Source organism: Alicyclobacillus fructus, from assembly GCF_017329605.1.
GTDB lineage: Bacteria > Bacillota > Bacilli > Alicyclobacillales > Alicyclobacillaceae > Alicyclobacillus > Alicyclobacillus fructus.
This window is the reverse complement of record NZ_JAFMTY010000069.1, coordinates 1-895: the sequence shown is the minus strand read 5'-3', so window position 1 is coordinate 895 and position 895 is coordinate 1. Positions and strand designations below refer to the sequence as shown.

Sequence of the window (895 nt, the reverse complement as noted above, 5' to 3'; positions counted from 1 at the left end):
AAAAATGAAAATCGCGTTTTTCTTGACGCTAATTATTCTGGTCATCGAAGCTCTTGGTGGCTGGATTTCACACAGCTTAGCGTTGTGGTCTGATGCAGGACATGTGCTGTCGGACCTTGCAGCCATTGGGCTCTCTTGGTACGCGATGAAGCAGTCCCAAAAGCCAGCGAACGAGGGTATGACCTTTGGCTATTATCGTGCAGGTATTTTGGCTGCTTTCGTCAATGGTGTGACGCTGATCTTAATAACCCTCTGGATCTTACGGGAAGCGTACGGCCGTTTTCAGCATCCGGAACATGTGACGCCAACCTGGATGTTTCTCAGCGCAGGCGTGGGTCTCGTTATGAACTTGTACCTGGGACTTGGCATGCGTCATGAAGAAAACATCAACGTACAGAGCGCGGTTCTACACATGCTTGGTGATGCAGCGGCGTCCGCAGGCGTTATTATGGGCGGCATCATTATCGCCTTCACGCGCTGGTACGTGATTGACCCGATTTTAAGCGTCTTGATCGCCTTGTTGATTGCCTTCGGTGCTTGGCGGATCGTTAGACAGACTGTCAATGTCTTAATGGAAGGCACGCCCGTTGGCATTGAAATTCCGCAAGTCGTCGATGCCATCCTTTCGGTGAAGGGAATTCAACAAGTTCATGATTTGCATGTTTGGACCATTACCAGTGGAAGAAACGCCCTGTCTTGTCATGTTGTCGTCGATGGCAAGATGACAGTTCAAGAAACGCAAAACATTTTGCGAGATGTCGAGCACAAACTCATTCACTTGGGCATCCGTCATGTGACCATCCAACCCGAAGATGCAGCCCATCCGCATGGTGATTCGATATTGTGTAAAAACGATGCCATTCATGACAACCATGACGATCATTGAGGAAGGAGA

The 895-nt window shown here is 49.2% G+C and carries 1 protein-coding gene; it reads left to right on the top strand.

Translation table 11 applies throughout. From position 1 onward, the window contains the following. Positions 1–886, top strand: an 886-nt coding sequence (locus J3481_RS14345) for a cation diffusion facilitator family transporter (RefSeq protein ID WP_206832795.1), incomplete at its 5' end; no start/stop codon positions are given. Positions 887–895: the final 9 nt, after the last annotated feature.